Genomic DNA, 23,085 nt, shown 5'->3' with positions numbered 1-23,085 from the left:
GCCCTTGCCGTGAACCACTGGCGTAACGACTACCTCACCCATCCGCTATACCAGCCGCTGGCCGACTTTGCCCACCTGCTGCCACTGACTGACTGGCCAGCACAGCAGGATTATGATCAGTTGCTGCAACTGGCCCGCCCGCTCAGCACCCTGCCGGCAACACTACGGTTCTGCTGCGATCTGCAAGCCGATGCCTACTATGAAATGCATATCGGCAACACCGGAGAAGTCCCCACCCGCAGCCGCAACTGGCATGACTGGTTCAATGCCCTGGCCTGGCTGGCGTGGCCCTTGAGCAAGGCCGCCCTCAATGCACGCCATCTGCGTGCCATCGGGACTGGCGAGATAAAACGCGGTCCGCGGCGCGACGCCGCCACCTTGCTGGATGAATGTGGCGTGATCGTGGCCTGCTCGTACCCGGACTTGGGCCAGGCGCTGGATGACATGCAGTGGCAAACCCTGTTTGTGGAACAACGCAGTGCCTGGGGACGGCAGATCAGCGTGCACACGCTGGGACATGCCATCTTCGAAGTCGGCCTGCAGCCACATATCGGCTGGTGCGGCAAGGCTTTGCTGCTGCCAGTGGACGATGCATTTTTCACCGCCAGCACAACCGTGCAGCGCCAGCAGCTGGATGCCATGCTGGCCACGCGCCTGGCCGATGACGGCTGGCTGGAGAACCCGCGCCAGCTATGGCCGCTGCCGCTGCTGGGCATTCCCGGCTGGTGGCCGGACAATGAAAACCCAGCTTTCTACCAAAACACCGACTACTTCCGCCCCAGCCGACGGGCAAAGTCATCCAGCGAAACGGTCTGAAGCCGCTCCGTGACACTGCCCAGCAAGACTTCAATGCCCTGGCCGACATCATCGTCATTGGCCAGGTCTGCCCGGTAGACAAACAGCTGGAACAAGTCGGACAGCTGCACGGTAGCCAGTTTGCGCATCAGCACCCAGCCATCACGCTGGCCTTTCTGCACATAGCCATGCTGGGCCAGCTTGTCCAGCACCAAGCCCAGCTCGTCATAGCCGATCTTCACCTGCTGGCGCAGCTGTGCCGGCGTCAAACTGCAACCTTGCTCCTGGGCCACATCCAGCATCAGCAGTACTTCCACGGCATCCAGAAAGCGCCGTCGCGGCTCGAAACGCCGCCGCCAGGCACCACCCTCCCAATAAGACAGGGAGGCGGTGAACACCGCGCCGGCCAGCACCACCATCCACAGGCAGTACACCCACAACAGAAAGATGGGAATGCTGGCAAATGCACCATACACCAGCTGGTAGTTGGCCACCTGGCCGATGTAATAAGCAAACAGCAGCTTGGTCAGTTCCAGCAGCACCGCAGTAATCATTGCACCCAGTGCCGCGTGGCGGATGGGCACAAAGCGGTTGGGTAGGATGCGGTACAGCAAGGACAGTACGATGCCGGTAAGCAGAATGGTGCCACCGGCCTCTACCGTGCTGGCCAGCAGCGGCATGGTTTTTTCGAAACGGGTGAACTTGAGCAGCCAGCGCCATGACAACAGGCCGCCGCCCAGCACCAGCGGCCCCAGCGTCAGCACCGTCCAGTACACCATGCTCTGTTGTAGCCAGGGCCTACCGCGGCGTACGCTCCAGATGGCATTGAAAGTGCGCTCGATCGTAGACATCAGCATCAGTGCGGTCACCCCCAGCATCACGATGCCGGCAGCGGTCAGCTTTTCCGCATTGTCGGCAAACTGGCGCATGTAGACGGAAATCACCTTGCCGGCAAACTCCGGTACCAGCGTGGACAACAACATCACCTTGAAACGCGTGCTGTAATCGGCAAACACCGGGAAGGCGGAAATCACCGTCAGCGCAATGGTGAACAGCGGCACCAGCGCCAGCAAGGTGGTAAAGGTCAGACTGCCGGCCACCTGCAGCACACGCTGGCTGCCCATGCGTCTGACCAGAAAACCGGCAAAGCCGATTTGCGAAGCGTATTGTCGGAGCGAATTCATGAGGCGCAAGGTAATGCAGCCACCCGCAACTGGCAAGCAACAGTCGCGGCATCCGGCACATTGCCGGTAACAAGAAGCTGGCAATCCCCCTGCTGGCATCATGTTTTGTACACCGTCTTCATACAAATTAACGATTGGAAGCTGTTATCATGCAGCCTGTTATCGTGGCCATCATTTGACGATGGCATATCAACGGATATTGCCGTGCAAGACATTCTTGTTCTCTATTACAGCCAGCATGGTGCTACCGCCGAACTGGCCCGCCTGATCGCCCGCGGCATCGAAAGCGTGCCTGGCTGCCAGGCGCGACTGCGCACCGTGCCCAAGGTATCCACCGTGTGCGAAGCCAGCGAGCCGGCCATTCCGACACAGGGCGCACCCTATGTGGAAAAAACCGATCTGGCCGAATGCATAGGCCTGGCACTGGGCAGCCCCACCCGTTTTGGCAATATGGCGGCGGCCATGAAGTACTTCATCGACAGCACCAGCGGAGAGTGGATGGCTGGCGCACTGGCCGGTAAGCCGGGCTGCGTGTTTACCAGCTCGTCGTCCATGCATGGCGGACAGGAATCCACCTTGCTGAGCATGATGCTGCCGCTGCTGCACCATGGCATGCTGATTGTCGGCCTGCCTTATTCCGAGCCATCTCTGGCCGCCACCCAGGCCGGTGGTACGCCTTATGGCGTCAGCCATGTGGCCGGGATACAAAACGACCGCCCGTTGTCCGAAGACGAGCGCAAGTTGGCGCAGGCCCAGGGCAAACGTCTGGCCGAAGCCGCCCTGCGGCTGCAACAACCGTTGCCGGACAGCAATCACTAATTCATCGGAATATAGCCAGGCTGTATGGCCAATACCGGCGGCTTGGCCCTGGATGGCAAGCTGGCCGGTTTTATTTTTTGCGACGACTGACCGACAGCCCTCTGCCACGGTCAGGATCAGGACCCTCAGACATGTGCGGAATCGCAGGTTTCTTCTCCCAACACCCGGTTGCGACCGCCACCGCCGATGCCATGTTGCTCGAACTGGCCCGGCGCGGTCCGGATGCCGCCCACCAGCTCCTGCTTGACCCGCATGGCGGACAGGCCGGGGCTGACAATATCCACAACGCCCTGCTACATGCGCGGCTGTCCATCATCGACCCGCGCCCCGAGGCCGACCAGCCGATGGGCAATGACGATGGCCAGATCTGGATCTGCTACAACGGCGAGGTGTACGACTGGGAAGCCGGCAAGCGCGAGCTGGAACAGGCCGGTGCCGTGTTCCGCACCCACTCCGATACCGAATTCATCCTGCGCGGCTACGAGGCCTGGGGCATTGACGGCCTGCTGACACGCCTGCGCGGCATGTTTGCCTTTGCCATTCTCGACCTGCGTCAGGGCAAGGTGCATCTGGCGCGCGACCGCATGGGCGAAAAACCGCTGCTGTATGCGCTGCTGGATGGCAATCTGGCCTTCGGCTCGCTGGTGCGTTCGGTGCTGCCTTTCCTGCCACTACCTGCCCGCCAGTTCAGCCCCGCCGCCATCGACGCCTATCTGGCGCACCGCTACATCCCGGCACCGGCCACCGTATTCGAAAACATCCAGCGGCTGGAAAACGGCTATTGCCTGGAGTTCGACCTTGCCAGTCGTCAATTGAAGAAACGTCGCTACTGGCAACCGCAGGCCACGGCGGGCGACTGGTTGCCCGAGCTGGACCACGCCGTCAGCATGCGTACCGTGGCCGACCGGCCGCTGGGCGTGCTGCTGTCCGGTGGCATTGACTCCACCCTGATTGCCAGCCGACTGGCTACCCAGGGCTATCAGCAGTTTTCCACCTTTACCGCGGCCTTTCCCGGCAGCACGCTGGATGAATCGGTCGACGCGGCAGATTCCGCCCAGCGCATGGGCCTGCAGAATATCCGCATCGATATGCCGGAGAATCTGGCGGCTGATTTCTCACGCATTGTGGCCGATCTGGACCAGCCCTTTGCCGACCCGTCCAGCTTCCCTACCTGGTATCTGGCACGTGAGGTCAGCAAGCACGTGAAAGTGGTGCTGGTGGGCGACGGCGGCGACGAGCTACTGGCCGGCTACAAGCGCATGAACAAGCATCTGCGCACCCGCTGGCGTCGTCACCTGCAACTGCCGCTGGGCATCCGTCCCTCACTGGACGGCAAGCAGGGCAAGCTGGGCACCGAGCTGGCGATGAGCTGGACCGAGGCCTACTCGCTGCGCTTTTCCGGCATGACACCGGGCCAGCGCCGCTACCTGCAAGCCGGGCGCGAGCTGCAACGGCTCAGCTACTGGCGCGCAGCGGACGATATCGGCCCGGAAGCCAGCGATGCCATCCCTGGCCTGCAAAGCCTGCTGGCCATCGACTTCGCCAATTACCTGCCGGACTACATCCTGCAAAAGTCGGACCTGTGCACCATGGCGCACGGGCTGGAAGGCCGCGCCCCGCTGCTGGACCACGGCTTGTACCAGCATCTGCTGGCCACGACTGACGCCGAGCGCTACACCCAGCCTGCCAAGCTGATCTTCCGCCGTGCCATGCACCCGGCCCTGCCGGCCGACTTTTTCCAGCGCAAGAAACGCGGCTTCAACCCGCCGCTTGCCGGCTGGCTGAAAACCAGTCTGGCCGAGCGTTTTTCTGGCCTTGGCAGCCGACTGCACCGCCTGACGGACGCCCTGCTGGATGCCACCGCAGTGGATGCCTTTGCCCAAGCCTACCGGGGTGGCAAGGAAGCACTGGCCGAGCAGATGCTGCAATTGCTGATTCTGGATGAAAGCCTCACCCAGCTGGACGCGCTGCGCCGCGCCTTACCCTAACCCCCGCATATCACCGAGTAATGTTCATCCGGCAGCGGCGCATAAAAGCTGCTGGGTGACACGCCCAGTTCGCGCTTGAACATGGTGGCAAAAGCACTGGGGCTGGCATAACCCAGGTCCAGTGCCACTTCCAGCACACTGGCCCCGCAGGCCAGTTTTTCCAGCGCGGCAATCAGCCGTGCCTGCCGCCGCCACTGCCCCAGTGACAAGCCGGTTTCCCGGCTGAAGCGCCGTTGCAAGGTGCGCGGGTCCATCGCCAGTTGCGTGGCCCACTCCTCCACCGAACGGGCATCCGCCGGCTCGGCCAGCAATACATCACACAAACCTTGCAAGGCCGGGCTTTGCGGCCGTGGCAGGGACAAAGCCAGCGTGGGCAGGCTGCGGATTTCATCCAGCAGCAACTTCATCAGCCGCTCATCGCGCGAATCGGGCGCATAAGGCACGACAATGCTCATCGCCGCCAGAATCAGCTCGCGCAGCAAGGGGGAGATGGCCAGCACCCGGCACTCCTGCGGCAAGCCCTCCAGACTATCCTCGCGCACATACACCGTGCGCATGCGCACTGCGCTGATCATCCGTACCTGATGCCAGGTGTCGATTGGCAGCCAGATGCCACGGGTAGGCGGCACGATCCACTGCCCCAGCGCCGTGCTCACCACCATCACGCCTTCCACCGCATACAAGAGTTGTGCCGTGGGGTGGGCATGGCGCGGCGTGTCTTCACCCGCCGGGTAATCACGCGCCTTGGCCACTACCGGGGCAATACCGGTGTCGTACTGGTGCAGATGTTGATAATCACTCATGACTGTCTTTTTCTCGCAGATGATTGCCCCGAATACGCAAGACGGGCAGGGATAGCCCTTGATAGCATGATGAACCCACCACCACAAGACGACATCATCATGACAAGCGCCAGCCAGAGCATGGCACCGCCGCAGGACACCCGCTTCCGGGTATTGGGTGCCATCAGTTTTACCCATTTCCTCAACGACATGTTGCAGTCGCTGATTCTGGCCATCTACCCGGTACTCAAGGGCGGCTTTCATCTGAGCTTTGCCCAGATCGGCCTGATGACGCTGGTTTACCAGTGCACGGCCTCGCTATTGCAACCGCTGGTCGGCATTTACACCGACAAGCGGCCGCTGCCCTATTCGCTGGTTTTCGGCATGGGCTCCACCTTGTGCGGCCTGTTACTGCTGTCGGTGGCGTCCAGCTATCAGGTGCTGCTGATGGCCGCCGCGCTGGTCGGCACCGGCTCGTCCATTTTCCATCCGGAATCCTCCCGTGTGGCGCGCATGGCATCCGGTGGTCGCCACGGCCTGGCGCAATCACTGTTCCAGGTGGGTGGCAATGCCGGCACCGCCACCGGCCCCTTGCTAGCCGCGCTGGTGGTGTTTCCCTACGGTCAGCCCAGCCTGGCGTGGTTTTCGCTGGCGGCTCTCCTGGGCATGCTGGTGCTGTGGCGCATCGGTAACTGGTATGCCCACCAGCAGCGCACCGCCAAGGCACACAAGGCCGTCGTGGCCACCGGTCTGTCGCCGCAGCGCACGGCGTTCACACTGGGCGTGCTGGTGCTGTTGGTGTTTTCCAAGTATTTCTACCTCACCAGCATTACCAGCTATTTCACCTTCTACCTGATGCAGCACTTCGGGCTGGGGGTGCAGGCGGCACAGCTGCATCTGTTCATCTTCCTGTTTGCCGTGGCTGCCGGTACGGTGCTGGGCGGACCGATCGGTGATGCCATTGGCCGCAAGCGGGTGATCTGGTTTTCGATTCTGGGCGTGGCACCGTTCACCCTGGCGCTGCCGCATGTGGACCTGTTCTGGACCAGCGTGCTGTCCTTCATTATCGGCTTCATCCTGGCGTCGGCCTTCTCCGCCATCCTGGTATATGCGCAGGAGCTGGTGCCGGGCAAGGTGGGCATGGTGTCCGGGCTGTTCTTCGGCTTTGCCTTCGGCATTGGCGGTATCGGTGCGGCAGTGCTGGGACAAGTGGCCGACCATTACGGCATCGAAACCGTTTATCAGCTATGCGCCTATTTGCCGCTGCTGGGAGTGATTACCGTCTTGCTGCCCGACCTGCACCGTAAAAAAGCCTGAGTCACGCAGCACAAAGCAAAACCGGCCTTGATGGCCGGTTTTTTTCATGGTGCTGCCGGGGTAAGGACAGGCGGGGTGGCGGCTGCGACCAAGGGCTGGCAATCCCGCGCCAGTGTGCGACCGCCCCGGGTGAGCAATACCGCTTGCTCGCCCTTGTTCCACCACACCAGTTGCTGACTGGCATAGCGCGCGCCGCTGGCACTGCTCACCCGCACCAGCCGGTAATGCCGGCCATGCCAGCTGATGCGGATGGGGACCACGTCTTCCACCTCGGGCTGTGGATATTCCACACTGACCACGCGCTGGGCAGCACACTGGTAATCCACCTTTTGCAATACCACCATATTGCCTGCTGGTGGCGTGGCAGGTTCCGGCACGGCTTCCGGCCCCGGCGCGGCCAGCACTGGCAGGCTGAGCAGGCTCAACAGGATAACAGTTGCCTTCATGCGCTCTCTCCGTTCTGATCATCCCCGTGCCACGGGGCGACTTTCAGCAGCAACAACATGCCGGGCAGTGCCAGCAGGGTACACAGCAGGAAAAACCCCATCCAGCCCAGATCATTGACTATATAGCCGGTAGCCGCATTGGCGAAGGTGCGCGGCACTGCGGACAGACTGGTAAACAGGGCAAACTGGGTGGCGGTATAGGCCGGATGGGTGGTACGGGCGATAAAGGCGACAAAGGCGGCCGTGCCAAGCCCCACGCCCAGTGCCTCGAAACCGATGACCACCGCCAGTTGCGCCAGCTGGGTGGAGCCGATCTGCGCAAAATGACCATAGCTGGCCAGCCAGGCAAAACCCAGTATCGATAGCACCTGCACCACGCCAAACAACCACAGCGCGCGATTGATGCCCAGCTTGAGCATCCACACCCCGCCCAGCAGGGCGCCGATCACCGCCGGCCACAGCCCGGCATTCTTCGCTACCAGGCCTATCTGCGACTTGGCGAAGCCCATGTCCAGATAAAACGGCGTGGCCAGTGCGGTGGCCATGCTGTCGCCCAGCTTGTACAGGAAGATGAAACCCAGAATGGTGGCGGCGCTGTGCCAGCCCTGGCGGTGGATGAACTCATGAAACGGCTCCACCACGGCTTCACGCAGGGTTTTGGGTGGCGCAGCAGCCAGCCTGGGTTCGGACACCAGCAGGGTCATGACGAGCCCGGGCAGCATGAACAGTGCGGTGATGATGAACACATTGGCCCAACTGGTGTGATCGGCCAGAATCAGCGACAAGGCACCGGGCACCAGACCGGCCAGACGGTAGGCATTGATATGCACCGAGTTACCCAGCCCCAGCTCGGCCTCGGGCAGCAGCTCGCGGCGGTAAGCGTCCAGCACGATATCCTGACTGGCCGAGAAAAAGGCCACCACCGCGGCCAGCGCAGCAATCTGCTGTAACTGAATGGCTGGATTGAACAGGCCGAACAAGGCCATGCTGAGCAACAAGGCCAGCTGGCTGAGCAGCATCCAGCCACGCCGCCGTCCCAGCAGCGGAGGGACAAAGCGGTCCAGCAGCGGCGACCACAGGAATTTCCAGGTATAAGGCAGGCCGATCAGGGCAAACAGGCCGATGGCCTTGAGATCCACCCCTTCGCTGCGCAGCCAGGCGGGTAACAGATTGATCAGCAAATACAGCGGCAGGCCGGAGCTAAAGCCAGTGGCAATGCAAATCAGCATGCGGCGCGACAGAATGGCCTCACGCCAGTGAACGGGAGCTTGCGTCATGTATCCTTGTGGCCGCAGTCATCAATGCAAACGGCAATGTAAAAAGGCGGCCACCAGCCGCCTTTGTGAGTCATCAATCATCAGCCCGTCTGTCGGGCAACCCGGTAAAACGCCAGGCTGCCACGCAGATTGGGCAGGAAGTGAATGCGCTTTGCTTCGTTCATCACCACCCGCTCCAGCACCCGGATGCCGTTTTTGGCGCACAGCGCTTCGAAATCCCCCAGCATGCACCAATGGATGTTCGGCGTGTTGTACCACTGGTAAGGGATGGTTTCCGACACCGGCATATGGCCTTGCAGGATCTGCCAGCGGTTTTCCCAGTAGCCGAAATTGGGGAAGGTGACGATGGCCTCGCGGCCCACGCGCAGCATTTCCACCAGAATCTGCTCGGTATTGTGCATGGCCTGAATGGTTTGCGACAACACCACATGGTCGAAACGCTGGTCTTCAAACTCGGCCAGACCGGTTTCCAGGTTGCCCTGAATGGCGTTGACGCCGGCTTGCACGCAGCGCACCACATTGTTGACGTCAAAATCCACGCCATAGCCGCGCACGGCTTTATGGCGGTTCAGCCAGGACAGCAAGGCACCGTCGCCGCAGCCCAGGTCCAGCACGCGGCTGGCAGGGGCCACCCAGTCGGCAATCAGTTGCAGGTCGGCCCGCAAGGTGTTGGCTGCGCTCATGCGTTCACCTCCTCGGCCACGCGGTTCAGATAGGCACGCATCAGGTTGACATAGGGCGCATCCAGCATCAGGAAGGCATCATGGCCGTGTACCGATTCGATTTCGCCGTACACCACCTCCTTGTCCGCCGCCACCAGCGCCTTGACGATTTCGCGCGAGCGCTCCGGCGAAAAACGCCAGTCCGAGGTAAAGCTGGCCACCATGAAACGGGCGCTGGCTTTTTTCAGCGCCGCCACCAGGTCGTCGTTCAGGTCCTTGGCCGGGTCGAAATAATCCAGTGCCTTGGTCATCAGCAAATAGGTGTTGGCGTCGAAGTAATCAGAGAACTTGTCGCCCTGATAACGCAGGTAGGATTCGATTTCGAATTCCACCTCGTAACCAAACTGGTAATCGCCGCTTTTGAGCATGCGGCCGAATTTCTCGCCCATGCCGTCATCGGACAGATAGGTGATATGGCCCAGCATGCGCGCCAGACGCAGGCCGCGCCGCGGAATGGCATCGTGGGCGTAGAAATCGCCGCCATGGAAATCGGGATCGGTAAGGATGGCCTGACGGGCGACATCATTAAAAGCGATGTTCTGTGCCGACAGCTTGGGTGCAGAGGCAATCACCAGCGCATGCGCCACCCGCTCCGGGTAGTCGATGCTCCATTGCAGGGCCTGCATGCCGCCCAGGCTGCCGCCGATGATGGCGGCCCAGCGGTCTATGCCCAGCCGGTCGGCCAGCCGTGCTTGCGAACGCACCCAGTCCGGCACCGTCACCACCGGGAAAGTCGACCCCCAGGGCTGGCCGGTGGCCGGATTGATGGCAGACGGCCCGGTGCTACCGTGGCAGCCACCCAGATTGTTCAGCCCCACCACGAAAAAGCGGTCGGTATCGATGGGTTTGCCCGGACCCACCATATTGTCCCACCAGCCTGCTGCCTTGTCCTCCGGCGTATAGCGGCCTGCCACATGATGATGGCCGGACAGCGCATGGCAGATCAGGATGGCATTGCTGCGCGCGGCATTGAGCGTGCCATAGGTTTCAAAACACAGCTGGTAGGCAGGCAGTACGGCACCGCTGGCCAGATGCAGCGGCGTGTCGAACTCCGCTGTCTGCGCCTGCACGATGCCGACAGACCTTGTCAGATCGGACATAACAAAAAAGGCCTCTAATGATTATTGCCCCGCCGGCGGCCTTGCCGGCCATTCTCGGTGCGGAGCCTCCTGTAGGCTACGGCTGCTATCATCGCCTGTCTGGCCGATTATATCCATAGCCTTGCTTGCCCCCGCGCGGCCTGCACCGCATAATCGGCCCGGTTTTCCTGCCTGATTCACACCATGATCGGTCGTCTGTTCCGCCTGCTACTGCTGTTTACCGTACTGTATGCCATCGCCCGCTGGCTGCTGGACCGGCGTCAGCGCGCCAGCCTGCGCGAATTCGTCAGCACGCTGGCTACTGCCCTGCTGGCTGCTTCCGCCATCTTCGTGCTGCTGTACTGGCTGGGCTTTCACCAGTTGTAAGGGCAAGCCTTGATATGGCACAGAGCCATACAGCTGCAAACTGCCTAAGCTGTGGGCTTTTCTGCCTGCACTCTGCCGTTTAGCACCATGGACCTTACCGCTCACCTGCATACCTTCGGGCACTACCTCAAACGCCGTCATGGCCAGCCGGTACACAAGCTGTCACTGGCGGGTGACTTCACCTGCCCCAACCGCGACGGCACGCTGGGCCGGGGCGGCTGCACCTTCTGCAATGTCAAAAGCTTTGGCCGCGATGCCGCCGAACTGTCCATTACGGGTCAGATTGCCCGCGAAAAGGGCAAGACCGACCGTGCACGCCGTTATCTGGCCTATTTTCAGGCCTACACCAGCACCTATGCCGAAGTCAGCCGCCTGCGAGAGCTATATGACGAGGCCACGGCCAGTGCCGATGTGGTGGGCCTGTGCGTGGGCACCCGGCCGGACTGCGTGCCGGACAGCGCACTGGAACTGCTCGCGTCCTACCAGGCCACTGGCAAGGAAGTGTGGCTGGAGCTGGGCTTGCAGACCGCACACGACCATACCCAGCGCCGCATCCTGCGCGGCCACACCCTGGCCGATTACCGCGATGCGGTGCGTCGCGCCCAGCAGCATGGCCTCAAGGTTTGTACCCACCTGATTGCCGGCCTGCCCGGTGAAGACGCCGCCGATGTGCATGCCACGCTGGATACCGTGCTGGAAATCGGTGTACAGGGCTTGAAACTGCACCCGCTGATGATAGTGCGCGGCAGCCGCATGGCCGCCCAGCATCAGCGCGGCGAGGTATCTGCCATGGCACTGGACGACTACGCCAGCCTGGCCGCTTCCCTGATTCGTCATACCCCGCCGGAGGTGGTATTCCATCGCATTTCTGCCACCGCGCAAGCCCCTACCCTGATTGCGCCGCACTGGTGTGGCCCGCGCTGGACGGCCCTGCAAGCGATTGGCCAGTTGCTGGCACGCGATGGTGGCCAGGGCAGCGCGCTGGGGCGTAGCTGGTCGGCACAAGCCGCCTGACAGCGGGATCATCCCGTCACCGGGTGGCTGCTTAACACAAATTAGTCATTGGCTATCGAACCAGCCAGAACAATCGCAAAGATTGCATGTCAGATTCTCCCTGTTGCTGCGACAAAGAAGCACAGCACTGGAGAAACCATCATGCTCATCAAACGCCCTGCCGACATCCAGCCTTCGGAAATCACCCCCGAAGGCGTCTATTTCAACCGCCGCCAGTTCATGCTGGGTAGTGCCGGCCTGCTGCTGTCCGGTGAAACCCTGGCTGCGCTGGCCGGCAAGAAAAGCCCGCTGTCAGTCAGCGACAAGCCCAACAGCCTGAAAGAAATCAGCACTTACAATAACTACTACGAGTTCGGCACCGACAAAAGCGAACCGGCCATGTACGCCGGCAGCCTGAAAACCCGGCCGTGGAATGTGGTGGTGGATGGTGAAGTGGGCAGGCCGCGCAGCTTTGGCATCGAAGAACTGCTGAAACAGCCGCTGGAAGAACGTATTTACCGCCTGCGCTGCGTGGAAGGCTGGAGCATGGTGATTCCGTGGATAGGCTTTCCGCTCGCCAGCCTGCTCAAACAAGTAGCCCCCAACTCGCGCGCCAAATACGTGGCCTTCGAAACCCTGCAACGCCCGGCAGAAATGCCCGGCCAGCGCAGCCGGGTGCTGGACTGGCCTTACCGCGAGGGGCTACGCATGGACGAAGCCATGCACCCGCTCACCCTTCTGGCCGTTGGCCTGTACAACGATGTGCTGCCCAACCAGAACGGCGCGCCGATCCGGCTGGTGGTGCCGTGGAAATACGGCTTCAAGAGCATCAAGTCCATCGTGCGCATCCATCTGCAAGAGCAAATGCCCGCCACCAGCTGGAATATGGCCAATGCCCACGAATACGGCTTTTATTCCAATGTGAACCCGGAGGTGGACCACCCACGCTGGAGCCAGGCCAGCGAGCGGCGCATCGGCGAATTCCTCAAGCGCAAAACGCTGATGTTCAACGGCTATGGCGATCAGGTGGCCAGCCTGTACCGTGGCATGGACCTGCGCAAGAACTTCTGACATGACTACCCTGCGCATGAAAAACCCTGCTGCCGCCCGCCAGCCTGCCCGCTTCAACTGGCTGAAGATTGCGGTCTTTGTGCTCTGCCTGCTGCCACTGGCCCGCGCGGCGTGGACTGTGCTGTCCGGCGCTGCCGTCAACCCGGTGGAGTTCATCACCCGCTCCACCGGTACCTGGACGCTGAGCTTCTTGCTGATCACCCTGACCATCAGCCCCTTGCGGCAGATTTCCGGCTGGGGCTGGCCGCTGCGTCTGCGCCGCATGCTGGGCTTGTATGCCTTCTTTTACGGCAGCCTGCACCTGAGCACCTATGTGTGGCTGGATCAGTTCTTCGACTGGCCGGGCATGCTGCACGACATCGTCAAGCGCCCCTTCATTACCGTGGGCTTTGCCGCCATGCTGCTGATGACGCCGCTGGCCATCACCTCCACCCAGGGCTGGATGCGTCGGCTGAAACGCCGCTGGGGCCAGTTGCACCGGCTGGTCTACCCGATCGCACTACTGGGGGTATTGCATTACTGGTGGCTGGTGAAGAAAGACCTCACCCAGCCCATGCTGTACGCCAGCGTGCTGGCCGTGTTGCTGGGCTGGCGCGTGTACCGCAGGCTGCGCCGCTCTAGCTGACCCGCTCCAGCACCACGGCAATGCCCTGCCCCACACCGATGCACATGCTGCACAGGGCATAGCGGCCCTGACGGCGTTGCAGCTCGTAACTGGCGGTGGCCAACAAGCGTGCGCCGCTCATGCCCAGCGGATGGCCCATGGCAATCGCCCCGCCATTGGGGTTGATGTAATCGGCATCCTCCGGCAGGCCCAGCTCGCGCAGCACCGCCAGTGACTGGGCGGCAAAGGCTTCGTTGATTTCAATCACCTCCATTTGCTCCAGCCGCAGCCCCAGCCGCTGCAACAGCTTGCGGCTGGCTGGTACCGGGCCGATGCCCATCAGCCGTGGTTCCACCCCGGCGCAGGCCATGCCCAGCACGCGGGTCAGGGGGCGCAGGCCGTGCTGCTGCACTGCACGCGCCGAGGCCAGCAGCAGCGCGCAAGCGCCATCATTCACCCCGGAGGCATTGCCTGCCGTCACCGACAGATCCTTGCCATTGATGCCGGACAGCTTGGCCAGCCCTTCCAGCGTCACTTCCGGGCGCGGGTGCTCGTCGCAATCAAACACCCGCTCTGGCTGGCGCGGACGCGACAGCGTCACCGGGATGATTTCCGTGGCAAAGCGTCCTTGCTGCTGCGCGGCCTGCCAGCGTTGCTGCGACTGCAAGGCAAAGCGGTCCTGATCGGCACGGCTGATGCCAAAGGCGGCGGCTACATTGTCGGCGGTTTGCGGCATGGAGTCGGTGCCAAACTGCTGTGCCAGCACGGGGTTGATAAAGCGCCAACCGATGGTGGTGTCAAACAGCGGCTGCGTGCGCTCAAACGCCTGCGCCGCCTTGCCCAGCACCATGGGCGCGCGCGACATGCTCTCCACCCCGCCGGCCAGCAGCAAATCGGCCTCGCCCAGCGCGATGCAGCGGGCGGCGCTGCCCACGGCATCCATGCCGGAACCGCACAGGCGGTTCAGCGTCACCCCGGCAGCCGTCATCGGCAGACCGGCCAGCAGTCCAGCCATGCGTGCCACATTGCGGTTGTCCTCCCCGGCCTGATTGGCACAACCCAGCCAGATATCATCCAGCACGCCCCAATCCAGCTCCGGATGGCGCGCGTGCAAGGCGCGCAAGGGCAAGGCGGCCAGATCATCACAGCGGATGGTGGACAGGCTGCCGCCATAGCGGCCAATCGGAGTACGCACGGCATCACAAATATAAGCGTCTTGCATTACAGCACCTCGGCAGGGGATGACAGGGAAGAAAAGGCCTGTTGCTGCAGCCAGCCGGCAACACGGTAGTGGCCATCGCCGTGGTAATCCGCCAGGTGGCGCAGCACCTGGGCCAGCCAGCCATAGCCCAGCCGTCGGCCCCAGGCCAACGGGCCTTGTGGATAATTCAGACCCAGGCACATGGCGCTATCGATATCCTCCGCGCTGGCCAGGCCTTGCTGCAGTACCTCTGCCGCTTCGTTGACCAGCATGGCCACGGTGCGCAGTAGCGGCAGCCCGGCAGCATCCGGCAGATGGCACAAGCGGATGCCTGCTGCATTCAGCAGTTGCTCCAGCGCCTGCCGCTGCGCCGGTGACAGGCCGGGGCTGGACTGGGCGGCCAGCAGGCTGACGTGCTGAAAATCAAAAGCCTGATCCAGCAGCAGGCAGGGCTGCTGCTCCGCCTGTTCGCGCCGCGCCGCCGGGCGGCCATCGCTCAAGTAGACATGCGCGCTGGCGGTACGGAACAGCCAGTCCGCCGCCGCGTGTTGCGTCGCCAGTTGCACTCCGGCCTGCTGCAGCCGCTGCGCCAGCACGACAGCCACCGGCTGCGCCGGATTGAAGGTGATCTGGCTGCAGTCCGGCTGGACGACGGGCAAGCGGTCCGGCTCTGCTGTCTGATCCAGCGGGTAGGTGTAATAACCGCGACCGCTTTTGCGGCCCAGCCAGCCGGCCGCCACCATTTCCTGCTGAATCCACAGCGGGGTGTAGCGCGGGTCGTAACACATGGCCTGCCAGATGGAACGATGCACCGCCAGATTCACATCCAGGCCGATCAGGTCCATCAAGGCAAACGGCCCCATGCGAAAGCCACCGCTGTGCTGCAACAGCCGGTCCAGCGTGGCGCAATCGGCCAGACCATCCTGCAAGCAACGCAGGCTTTCCAGATAAAACGGTCTGGCAATGCGGTTGACGATGAAACCGGGGCTGGAGCGCACCAGCACCGTCTCCTTGCCCCAGGCGCGGGCGGTGGCGCGCACTTGCTCCAATGGCGCGGCATCGGTGGCCAGGCCGTGGACAATTTCCACCAGCCGCATGGCCGGAGCCGGGTTGAAGAAGTGCATGCCCACCAGCCGCTGCGGTGCGGCCATGGCGGCAGCAATGGCGGTGACGGACAGCGAGGAGGTGTTGCTGGCCAGCAGGCAGTCCGCCGCCACGATTTGCTCCAACTGACAGAACAGCGCCTGCTTGGCGGCCAGGTCTTCGACAATGGCTTCAATCACCAAACCGGCCTCGGCCAGTTGCTGCAGTTGTTCGGCGCGGGACAGCCGCGCGCACAAGCGGGCCACCTCTTCCGCAGATAACTTGCCTGTGTCGGCCTGGCGTTGCCATTGCTGCTGGATGGTTGCCACCGCCTGGGCGCTGGCACTGCCATTGGCATCATATAAACAGACCCGGTGGCCAGCGGCAGCGGCCACCATGGCGATGCCACGGCCCATCACGCCACTGCCGATGATCGCTACCGGGCGAGATAGGGAAAGAGCGTGTTGCATGGCTTCTCTCTTTGCGAAATGGGGGGAAGACGGACTAGCAGCCCTGCCACTGAGGCGGACGCTTTTCCAGAAAGGCGCGGATGCCCTCCTGCCGGTCCTGACTGGCAGACAGCGTGACAAAATGGGCACGCTCCTGTGCCAACCCGGCGGACAGGCCGGTTTCCTGGGCCGCCAGCAGCGCCGCCTTGGCCAGGCGCAAAGCCAGCGGGGCTTGCCGCGCAATACTCGCAGCCAGTGCTTGCGCCTTGGGCAGGCAATCGGCATCCGGCCACACCTCGGCCACCAGCCCGGCCTGCCTGGCTTCTTCGGCCCCGATAAAGTCGCCACTGAGCACCATTTTCATCGCCAGCGACTTGCCCACCGCGCGCAGCAGGCGCTGGGTGCCACCGGCACCGGGCATGATGCCCAGCTTGATTTCCGGCTGGCCGAAACAGGCAGATTCCCCGGCGATGATGATGTCGGCGTGCATGGCCAGTTCGCAGCCGCCGCCCAAGGCGTAGCCACACACGGCAGCCAGCAGCGGCTTGGGAAAGCGGGCAATGGCGGCAAACAGCGCCGGGCGTTCATCGCACAGCATGGCGGGCAGCTTCTTGTCCGCCATCTCGGCCAGATCGGCCCCGGCGGCAAACACCTTGTCACCACCGCTCAACACCACCACCGCCACGGCCTCGTCCTGTTCGGCCCGCGCCAGCACCGCCACCAAGGCCTGCAGCAAGGGGGTGGACAAGGCATTACGCAGCGCAGGACGGTGCAGGGTGAGGGTCAGCACCCCCTCCACCGGACCGGCACACAGCAATAAATCGGGAATATCGGCATATGGCATGCTTGTTTCTCCAGCAGAAGCGATTGATCAATGCGCGGGGGTGGTCACAGAAGTGGCAGCCGGGGTAGTTTGCTCACTGGACGCCGAAGCATCCGACGCTGGAATGCGTTTGAGCAGCCACAGGGTGCTGAACAGCGACACCAGTGCATAACAGCCAGAAATGGCCGCCACCCAGCTAATGCCGCCAGTGACATTGAGCAGCCATTGCGCCAGCACCGGTGTGCCGCCGCCAATCAGCAGGGAGCACAGCTGGTAGGAGAAGGACATGCCGGTGTAGCGCAGTTGTACCGGAAAAGCCTGGGCCAGCAGACCGCCAATGGCACCGTAAAACATGGAATGCGGAATGGTGGCCAAGCACATGGCCGTGATGGCCAGCCAGTAGCTGCCGGTGGAGATGGCCCAGAACATCAGCGGCATCAGCAGGAATTCCGGCAGCAAGATCCACAAAATGGCCTTGACCTTGTCCATGCGCGATACCAGCAGCGCACCAAACGGCTGCACCACAAACTGCACCACCAAGGCCCACAGGATGATCTGCAAAAAGGTTTCCCGGCCATAACCCAGCTCGCTGGTGGCCCAGGACAGGGCGAAGGTGGTTTTCAGATAAGTCACGTGGATGACGGTAGGCACCAGCATGGTCATCCATACCAGCATGCCGTGCTGACGCAGCACACTCAGCAGCGGCAACCGCTCTACCTTTTTCTCCGCCATCACCTGCTGCATGGCCTTGGATTCGGTCAACTGCAGGCGGATAAACAGCCCCACCAGCACCAGCAGCGCCGACAGCAAAAAGGGAATGCGCCAGCCCCACTGTACAAACTCCGGCATGGGCATGCGGCTGAGCAGGAAGAACACCAGCGTGGCCAGCAGATTACCCGCCGGTGAGCCTTGCTGGGCAAAGGCGGCATACAGGATGCCCTTGTTCTTGGGTGCGTTTTCGCTGGCAATCAGCACTGCCCCACCCCACTCACCGCCGACGGCAATGCCCTGCACGATGCGCAGCAACACCAGGCCGATGGGTGCCAGCACGCCAATGCTCTGGTAGGACGGCAACAGGCCGATGCCCAGGGTGGACAGGCCCATCAGCATCAGGGTGATCACCAGCGTGGTCTTGCGACCGATACGGTCGCCAAAGTGGCCGAAAATGACGCCACCCAAGGGGCGTGCGATAAAACCGGCCCACAGCGTGACAAAGGACAGCAGCGTGGCCACGCCCGGGTCCAGTGTGGCCGGAAAGAACACCTTGCCGAACACCAGCGCGGCGGCAAGACCATAGATATAAAAGTCGTACCACTCGATGGTGGTGCCGACAAAGGCGGCAATGGCGGCGCGCATTGGTTTTTTCTTGTCGTCCGCCTGGGTCTGCACGTGTTGCATGGATAGTGTCTCCAGAAAAAGGGCGCATCTCCCGGCACTGCACGCAGGCTGTTAGCGGGAGAAAGCGGGCAGGAATGGCTCAGTCGTGGCTGATCACCACCCCGGCATCCAGCAAGGCTTGTTGCTGTGCGTCCGCATAGCCCAGTTCGCTCAGCACGGCACGGCTGTGCTGGCCCAAGGCCGGAGGCAGCGTGTCATAGCGCGCCGGGGTACGGGACAGCTTGATCGGCGAGGCGGTGCCACGATAGTCACCCATGTCCACCAGCAACTGGCGGTAAGCGGTATGCGGATGGGCCACCACCTGCTCCACTCCCTGCACCGGCGCGCAAGGCACCCCGTCATGCAGCAGACGCGGGGCCAGTTCTTCAGCCCGGTGCTGGCTGAGCGCCGCTTCCAGCGCCTGCTTGAGCTCCGGGCGGTGGGCACAACGGCTGCGGTTGTCGATGAAGCGCGGGTCGGCAGGCAAGCTGGCGATCTGCAGCATCTGGCACAGCCGGGCAAATTGCCGGTCATTGCCCACCGCCAGGTACAAGGGCACGCTGGCGGTGCGGTAGCTGTCGTAGGGCGCGATATTGGGATGGGCATTGCCACTGCGCGCCGTGGCCTTGCCGGAGCCAAAATAATTGGGCAGATGCGGATGCAGCAGCGACACACCGCAATCGTATAGCGCAATATCCAGCGACTGCCCCAGCCCGCTGCGCTCCCGCTCATACAGCGCCAGCAAGATGCCGGACAAGGCATTCAACCCGGTCACCATGTCCACCACCGGCAGCCCCACCCGCAATGGCGGCCCGTCCTGCTCGCCGTTGACGCTCATCAGCCCGGTCATCGCCTGGATGGCAGCATCGTAGCCGGGCAAGCCCCCCAACGGCCCTTGCGCGCCAAAACCGGTGACGGCGCAATGAATCAGCCGCGGAAAACGCGGTGCCAGATCGCGGGCATAATCCATGCCCCAGCGCGCCAGCGTGCCGGGCTTGAAGTTTTCCAACAGCACATCGGCCTGCTCCAGCAATTGCCACACAATGGCGCGACCGGCCTCCTGCGACAGATCGACACAGATGGCCCGCTTGTTGCGGTTGACCCCCTCGAAATACCAGGCGGTATCGCCCAGGAAGGGCGGGCCCCAGCCACGGGTTTCATCCCCGGAGGGCGGCTCCAGCTTGATGACATCCGCGCCATGGTCGGCCAGCGCCTGGCTGCAATACGGCCCGCCCAGCACGCGGCTCAGGTCCAGCACGCGCACGCCGTGCAAGGCCCCTGCTGCCGGCTTCATGGCTGAGCTCCGGCAGGCAGGCAGGCCATGGCTTCACCCAGGCTGCAGGGCTGGACTTCCAGCAATTTGGCCGCCAGCGCTGGTGCCAGTGCGTCGGCATCCAGCTGCATCGGGTCACGCGGCAGCACGCGGTGGCGCAATACCAGATGGGCAATGGCCAGCCGCCGGTAATCCGGGGCCAGACGGGCGCTTTCCCAGGCCATGAACAGGGCGGTCAGCACATGATAGAACTGGCTGCCCACCTGTCGGATGGACTGCTCATCGCCGCGCTCGGCCACCTGCAGCAGATTGTCAGCCGCCTGACGTAATACGCGGCGGAACAACTGATCACTGGCGGCGGGCAGGCCCGCCTCGTCCAGCAGGGCCAGCGCATGGGCCAGCAAGGGCGGCAGCGCCCCGGCGCGCTTGACCGCGCGCAGGATGTCCAGCGCCACGATATTGCTGGTGCCTTCCCAGATGGAGCCCAGGTGGGCATCGCGCACAATGCGGGCATCGCTCCATTCCTCGATGTAACCCAGCCCGCCACGCACTTCCATGGCATCCCCGGTCACCCGGCGCGCATCGCGGCAGGTGCGGAACTTGATCAGCGGCGTCAACAGCCGTACCGCGCCTTGCGCGCTGGCATCGCCGGCATCGGCCCGCCCCAGCATTTGCGCGGTATGCATGAACATGGAACGGCCTTGCTCAGTGGGCAGCAGCATCTTCAGCAACTGGCGCTGCATCAGCGGCATATCGATCAGCCGCTGGCCAAAGGCATGGCGATGGCTGGCCACATGCAAGGCTTCGGACAAGGCTCGGCGCATCAGCCCGGCAGACCTCACCCCGTTGGACAGCCGCGACATATTGATCATGTCGGCCATTTGCTGGAAGCCACGGCCAATCTGGCCAATCAGATAAGCCGTGGCACCTTCCAGCACAATCTCGCCGCTGGCCATGGAGCGAGTGCCCATTTTCGGTTTCAGCCGCACGATGCGGTAGGCATTGCGCGTGCCATCCGGCAAATGCTTGGGCAACAGGAACAGGCCCAAGCCGTGTATCCCCTCGGGAGCGCCTTCCGGGCGTGCCAGCACCATGGCCAGCTCGGCATCCGGATTGGAGCAGAACCATTTGTCGCCATATAGCTGCCACTGTTTACTGCCGTCAGCCGCCTGGCTGCACACCGCACGGGTGGCCACCTGGCCGACATCCGAACCGGCCTGCTGCTCGGTAATGAACATGGCACCCTGATACAGCTGGTCAAAATCCCGCGTGCTGAGGAAAGGCAAATAGCGCGCCACCAGGTCTGGCTCGCCAAACTTGCACAAGGTGCGGGTGAGTGAATCCGTCATGCTGACCGGGCAGCACAGGCCAAATTCCGCCTGTACAAATAGATATGTCAGTGCATATTTCAGCAATGGTGGGTTATTTTTTCCATCATGGCTGAGCGAGGCCAAACCCAATTCTGAATAAGCTACCTCTTCCAGCTTGATATAGGCCGGGTGCTTTTCAATATGATCCACGGGCTCGGCACGACGATTCCGTGGATACAACACCGGGGGATTCCGATCAGCCAGCAATGCCAGCTCATCCAATTCCGCCGTTACCCTGCCACCCAAATCAAACAACTGCTTTTTGATGCCGGAATAATAATCGGCACCAAGATGCAAGGACAGCAAGGCACCTAGATCTTTATCCGATGCAAAGAAATTACAATTTCTGCTATCGGGAATATTATTTCCACCATGTCCATCCTGATGCATTGCCATTTGTTTTCTCCTCAAGAATCATCACCCGGATCAAGCAATAGCACTGCTTGATTGATGAAGGAAAACAGGCTATTGGCATGGCAATGCACCGTCCAATACATTTAAATTCTCGAACGATAAATCATCGTTATCGTCATCCACGAAAGAAGGCAATGGAACTCAGACAATTGCGCAATTTCCTTGCAGTTGCTGAAGAACTGCATTTTGGCCGGGCAGCAAAACGGCTGCATATTTCACAGCCGGCCTTGAGTTTTGACATTCGGAAACTGGAAGAACGGATAGGGGTACAATTATTCTTGCGCAACAGCAAGGAAGTGCGGCTGACCCAATGCGGTGATGCCTTGCTGATCAAATGCAGAAGCCTGCTGGAAAGTGCGGATGAATTGCAGCAGATGCTACGCAGCTATGCACAAGGAAAAAAAGGCTTTATTCGCCTGGGATTCATCAACTCGATGTTGCATCTGGGCTTGCCGCAGGCGGTACAACGCTTTGCCGCACAATATCCTGGGGTGGACATTGCGCTCAAGGAAATGGGTACCCATGAACAGATTCAAGCCATTGAACAACGGCAGATTGATCTTGGCTGCGCCAATGGTGCCCATTTACCCGCATCCATCCAGGCTCAGACCATGCTGGAAGAAGACTTTGTCTGCTGCCTGCCGCTTGAGCACCCCTTGCATGCACAACAATGCATCCCGCTGCCCTCACTGCAACAGCAACCTTTCATCCTGTTTGCGCCGGAAGTCTCTCCACACTTTCACCACCAGATTCTGGCCCAATGCGCCGCGGCGGGGTTTCATCCGCGCATCCTGCATCAGGCACGTACCTGGAAGTCCATCATCACCATGGTGGGGCTAGGATTGGGTGTGGCTCTGCTACCGGCAGGCTTGCAGCACATTGATACCGACCGGGTCTGTTATCGGCCCGTGCCAGACTCCAGGCTGAAAACGCAGATCATGCTGTTATGTCGTCAGGAAGAGCAGGAAAGCTGCATACAGCTGCTTGGGAAAGAACTGTTGTGCAGCATCCGCCCTGCCGCACGCTGATCCTGACCGGCAACTGGTGCAGTCACCAGACGCCGCCGGCATAGCGCCGTACACCCGGTTTGCAGTTGACCGCCACAGCCACTAAAGTAGCCGTTTTGCCGTAACAGATAGACGGATATGTCCAAGGAAAAAGCGCCGGTTACCCAGGCCATTCGCGTGCTGCGCGAACACAAAGTGGAGTACAGCGAGCATCTGTACAAATACGAGGACAAGGGCGGCACCACCGTGTCGGCACGCGAACTGGGCGTGGACGAGCACTGCGTGGTGAAAACCCTGATCATGGAAGATGAGCAGAAGCACCCGCTGATTGTGCTGATGCATGGTGACCGCGAAGTGGGCACCGGCATGCTGGCCAAGCAGATCGGCGCAAAGAAGATCAATCCTTGCGACCCGAAAACCGCCGACAAGCACAGTGGCTATCAGGTGGGCGGCACCAGCCCGTTTGGCACTCGCCACCCGATGCCGGTGTATATGGAAAGCAGCATTGCCGAGCTGGCGCGCATTTATATCAATGGCGGCAAGCGCGGTTTTCTGATCGGCATCGACCCGCAGGAAGTCATCCGCGTGTTGCAGCCGGTACTGGTACAGGCGGCGGCATGATGC

General features: G+C 61.9%; 22 protein-coding genes. 10 read left to right on the top strand and 12 right to left on the bottom strand.

Translation table 11 applies throughout. The features are described 5' to 3' along the window. The first annotated feature begins 9 nt into the window (after window positions 1-9). A complete protein-coding gene (locus tag GSR16_RS01115; RefSeq protein WP_159874756.1) occupies window positions 10-816 on the top strand; it encodes a DUF3025 domain-containing protein in 807 nt (268 codons plus the stop codon). On the opposite strand, the gene GSR16_RS01110 is transcribed toward GSR16_RS01115, so the two are convergent. Next, window positions 768-1,979: a YihY family inner membrane protein gene (locus GSR16_RS01110; protein ID WP_159874755.1), complete on the bottom strand. Its 1,212-nt coding sequence runs from the start codon at window positions 1,977-1,979 to the stop codon at window positions 768-770. The genes GSR16_RS01115 and GSR16_RS01110 overlap by 49 nt on opposite strands. A gap of 204 nt (window positions 1,980-2,183) precedes the next feature. Between GSR16_RS01110 and wrbA the strand changes: the two genes are divergently transcribed. Continuing rightward, on the top strand, window positions 2,184-2,798 hold the full coding sequence (gene wrbA / locus GSR16_RS01105) for an NAD(P)H:quinone oxidoreductase (protein ID WP_159874754.1): 615 nt from the start codon (window positions 2,184-2,186) through the stop codon (window positions 2,796-2,798). Between the two features lie 131 nt (window positions 2,799-2,929). After that, window positions 2,930-4,786 carry an asparagine synthase (glutamine-hydrolyzing) gene (asnB, locus tag GSR16_RS01100; RefSeq protein WP_159874753.1) on the top strand — a complete coding sequence of 619 codons (1,857 nt, stop codon included), beginning with the start codon at window positions 2,930-2,932 and terminating at the stop codon, window positions 4,784-4,786. Here the strand turns inward: asnB and GSR16_RS01095 are convergent. Beyond that, window positions 4,783-5,589, bottom strand: a complete 807-nt coding sequence (locus GSR16_RS01095) for an AraC family transcriptional regulator (RefSeq protein ID WP_159874752.1) — start codon at window positions 5,587-5,589, stop codon at window positions 4,783-4,785. The genes asnB and GSR16_RS01095 overlap by 4 nt on opposite strands. Window positions 5,590-5,655: 66 nt before the next feature. Here GSR16_RS01095 and GSR16_RS01090 point away from each other — a divergent pair, with 66 nt between their 5' ends. Further along, complete coding sequence (locus GSR16_RS01090; protein ID WP_276608561.1) at window positions 5,656-6,885, top strand: MFS transporter; 1,230 nt, start codon at window positions 5,656-5,658, stop codon at window positions 6,883-6,885. Window positions 6,886-6,929: 44 nt separating this feature from the next. Here GSR16_RS01090 and GSR16_RS01085 read toward each other — a convergent pair whose 3' ends face one another. From GSR16_RS01085 to metX, 4 genes are all read right to left on the bottom strand, one after another. Beyond that, window positions 6,930-7,331 carry an MliC family protein gene (locus GSR16_RS01085; RefSeq protein WP_159874751.1) on the bottom strand — a complete coding sequence of 134 codons (402 nt, stop codon included), beginning with the start codon at window positions 7,329-7,331 and terminating at the stop codon, window positions 6,930-6,932. Further along, window positions 7,328-8,608 carry an AmpG family muropeptide MFS transporter gene (locus GSR16_RS01080; protein ID WP_159874750.1) on the bottom strand — a complete coding sequence of 427 codons (1,281 nt, stop codon included), beginning with the start codon at window positions 8,606-8,608 and terminating at the stop codon, window positions 7,328-7,330. Before GSR16_RS01080 ends, GSR16_RS01085 begins: the two co-directional genes overlap by 4 nt. 80 nt (window positions 8,609-8,688) lie before the next feature. Beyond that, window positions 8,689-9,291, bottom strand: coding sequence for a methionine biosynthesis protein MetW (gene metW, locus GSR16_RS01075; protein ID WP_159874749.1), 603 nt, complete (start codon window positions 9,289-9,291; stop codon window positions 8,689-8,691). Next, window positions 9,288-10,430 carry a homoserine O-succinyltransferase MetX gene (gene metX, locus GSR16_RS01070; RefSeq protein ID WP_159874748.1) on the bottom strand — a complete coding sequence of 381 codons (1,143 nt, stop codon included), beginning with the start codon at window positions 10,428-10,430 and terminating at the stop codon, window positions 9,288-9,290. The genes metW and metX overlap by 4 nt, the downstream gene beginning before the upstream one ends. 183 nt (window positions 10,431-10,613) lie before the next feature. Here metX and GSR16_RS01065 point away from each other — a divergent pair, with 183 nt between their 5' ends. The 4 genes from GSR16_RS01065 (at window position 10,614) to GSR16_RS01050 (ending at window position 13,485) form a co-directional block, all read left to right on the top strand. After that, window positions 10,614-10,796 (top strand): protein MIGRI, encoded by a 183-nt coding sequence (locus tag GSR16_RS01065; RefSeq protein ID WP_159874747.1) that lies wholly within the window; start codon window positions 10,614-10,616, stop codon window positions 10,794-10,796. 87 nt (window positions 10,797-10,883) lie between these two features. Beyond that, window positions 10,884-11,810, top strand: coding sequence for a tRNA modification radical SAM protein MnmL/YtqA (gene mnmL, locus GSR16_RS01060; RefSeq protein ID WP_159874746.1), 927 nt, complete (start codon window positions 10,884-10,886; stop codon window positions 11,808-11,810). Between the two features lie 141 nt (window positions 11,811-11,951). Then, window positions 11,952-12,860: a protein-methionine-sulfoxide reductase catalytic subunit MsrP gene (gene msrP, locus GSR16_RS01055; protein WP_159874745.1), complete on the top strand. Its 909-nt coding sequence runs from the start codon at window positions 11,952-11,954 to the stop codon at window positions 12,858-12,860. Between the two features lies 1 nt (window position 12,861). Then, entirely contained in the window at window positions 12,862-13,485 is a 624-nt protein-coding gene (locus tag GSR16_RS01050) for a protein-methionine-sulfoxide reductase heme-binding subunit MsrQ (RefSeq protein ID WP_159874744.1), read from the top strand. On the opposite strand, the gene pcaF is transcribed toward GSR16_RS01050, so the two are convergent. The 6 genes from pcaF to GSR16_RS01020 all read right to left on the bottom strand — a co-directional run bounded on the left by pcaF (window position 13,478) and on the right by GSR16_RS01020 (window position 21,430). After that, window positions 13,478-14,686: a 3-oxoadipyl-CoA thiolase gene (pcaF, locus tag GSR16_RS01045; protein ID WP_159874743.1), complete on the bottom strand. Its 1,209-nt coding sequence runs from the start codon at window positions 14,684-14,686 to the stop codon at window positions 13,478-13,480. The two genes, GSR16_RS01050 and pcaF, sit on opposite strands and share 8 nt — an antisense overlap. Next, window positions 14,686-16,218 carry a 3-hydroxyacyl-CoA dehydrogenase gene (locus GSR16_RS01040; RefSeq protein ID WP_159874742.1) on the bottom strand — a complete coding sequence of 511 codons (1,533 nt, stop codon included), beginning with the start codon at window positions 16,216-16,218 and terminating at the stop codon, window positions 14,686-14,688. Before GSR16_RS01040 ends, pcaF begins: the two co-directional genes overlap by 1 nt. Window positions 16,219-16,252: 34 nt before the next feature. Then, window positions 16,253-17,041 carry an enoyl-CoA hydratase-related protein gene (locus GSR16_RS01035; protein ID WP_159874741.1) on the bottom strand — a complete coding sequence of 263 codons (789 nt, stop codon included), beginning with the start codon at window positions 17,039-17,041 and terminating at the stop codon, window positions 16,253-16,255. Window positions 17,042-17,068: 27 nt separating this feature from the next. Beyond that, entirely contained in the window at window positions 17,069-18,418 is a 1,350-nt protein-coding gene (locus GSR16_RS01030) for an MFS transporter (RefSeq protein WP_159874740.1), read from the bottom strand. 79 nt (window positions 18,419-18,497) lie between these two features. Beyond that, complete coding sequence (locus tag GSR16_RS01025; protein WP_159874739.1) at window positions 18,498-19,691, bottom strand: CaiB/BaiF CoA transferase family protein; 1,194 nt, start codon at window positions 19,689-19,691, stop codon at window positions 18,498-18,500. Then, window positions 19,688-21,430 carry an acyl-CoA dehydrogenase family protein gene (locus tag GSR16_RS01020; RefSeq protein ID WP_276608571.1) on the bottom strand — a complete coding sequence of 581 codons (1,743 nt, stop codon included), beginning with the start codon at window positions 21,428-21,430 and terminating at the stop codon, window positions 19,688-19,690. Before GSR16_RS01020 ends, GSR16_RS01025 begins: the two co-directional genes overlap by 4 nt. Before the next feature lie 158 nt (window positions 21,431-21,588). Between GSR16_RS01020 and GSR16_RS01015 the strand changes: the two genes are divergently transcribed. Together GSR16_RS01015 and ybaK are read left to right on the top strand one after the other, a co-directional pair. After that, window positions 21,589-22,482, top strand: coding sequence for a LysR family transcriptional regulator (locus GSR16_RS01015; RefSeq protein WP_159874737.1), 894 nt, complete (start codon window positions 21,589-21,591; stop codon window positions 22,480-22,482). 117 nt (window positions 22,483-22,599) lie between these two features. Continuing rightward, window positions 22,600-23,082: a Cys-tRNA(Pro) deacylase gene (gene ybaK / locus GSR16_RS01010; protein WP_159874736.1), complete on the top strand. Its 483-nt coding sequence runs from the start codon at window positions 22,600-22,602 to the stop codon at window positions 23,080-23,082. Window positions 23,083-23,085: the final 3 nt, after the last annotated feature.

The organism is Aquitalea denitrificans (assembly GCF_009856625.1).
In the GTDB taxonomy this organism is placed as follows: domain Bacteria; phylum Pseudomonadota; class Gammaproteobacteria; order Burkholderiales; family Chromobacteriaceae; genus Aquitalea; species Aquitalea denitrificans.
The sequence above is the reverse complement of the archived record's forward strand: the minus strand, read 5'-3'. Positions and strand labels throughout refer to the sequence as shown.